Source organism: Treponema sp. R80B11-R83G3 (assembly GCF_054786115.1).
The window spans coordinates 1-1,015 of record NZ_BDHF01000276.1 but is presented as its reverse complement, the minus strand read 5'-3'; the positions used below and the strand labels follow the sequence as shown (position 1 = coordinate 1,015).

Sequence of the window (1,015 nt, the reverse complement as noted above, 5' to 3'; positions counted from 1 at the left end):
GATCGGGCTTGGGATTGAGATAGTAGCTACGGATGTCCATGTTACGCCATTGTCAGTCGAATACGCAGGGCTGCCACTGCCCACGGCGACAAACGTGTTGTTTCCAAAGGCGATACTTCCGATGCCGCTTAATTTGCTTTCAGCTACTGCTGTCCATGTTACGCCGTCAGTCGAAGTCGCCATCCCGCCCAAATTGTTCCCTGCTACAAAGGTGCCGTTGCCATAGGCGATTGCGTAGATTCTACTGCCTAAATTGGTGTCTGACAAGGTTGTCCATGTTACGCCGTCCGTTGAAGTAGACGTTCTGCCGCTACTGCCCCCGGCCACAAATTTGTTGTTGCCATAAGCGATTGAGTGGATGGTTGCCTTTTGGGTACCATTGGTACCGGCGCTTTCATAAATTACATCCAGAAGATTTCACACAAAGAACACAAAGGTACAAAGATCACAAAGAGGGAAGAGGGGTTTTTGTGAACTACATAAAGTACGACGGAGCGATATGTGCTTGTAAACAATGACAGCGTACTCAATGTTCAGTTGAAACTTCACGAAGTTCCGGCAAAACTTCGGCGCATTGGGACATCGCCTGCGGACAGCGCGGAGCAAAAGGGCAGCCTTTAATAATCGCTTGCGGATTCGGAGTTTCTCCACTAACCGGCGGCTTTTCTTCGGCAGAATCCTTAAAAACATCAAGCCGTGGTGCGCTTGCCCTGAGAGAACGTGTATAGGGATGAAGGGCGTTATGTGACAATTCAACGGCGGAAACAAGCTCCATTATTTTGCCCAGATACATAACCGCAACTCTGTCGCAGAAGTATTCTACAACGGTCATGTCGTGGGAAATAAAAATCATTGCCATTGAACGAGTGGCGCGAAGATCATCAAGCAGATTAATTAGCTGCGCCTGAACTGACACGTCCAAGGCGGACAGGGGTTCATCGGCAATTAGCAGGGAAGGTTCTCCGATGATAGCCCTTGCAATGGCAAGGCGTTGAAGCTGTCCGCCTGAAAGCTC

Annotated in this window: 2 protein-coding genes; both read right to left on the bottom strand. The window is 49.5% G+C overall.

Features of this window, described 5'->3' with window-relative positions; translation table 11 throughout:
* Nucleotides 1-327, bottom strand: a 327-nt coding sequence (locus ACYVRH_RS13285) for a WD40/YVTN/BNR-like repeat-containing protein (RefSeq protein WP_461257373.1), incomplete at its 3' end; no start/stop codon positions are given.
* A gap of 199 nt (nt 328-526) precedes the next feature.
* Nucleotides 527-1,015 (bottom strand): oligopeptide/dipeptide ABC transporter ATP-binding protein (locus tag ACYVRH_RS13280; RefSeq protein WP_461257372.1); only part of this gene is annotated, 489 nt, incomplete at its 5' end.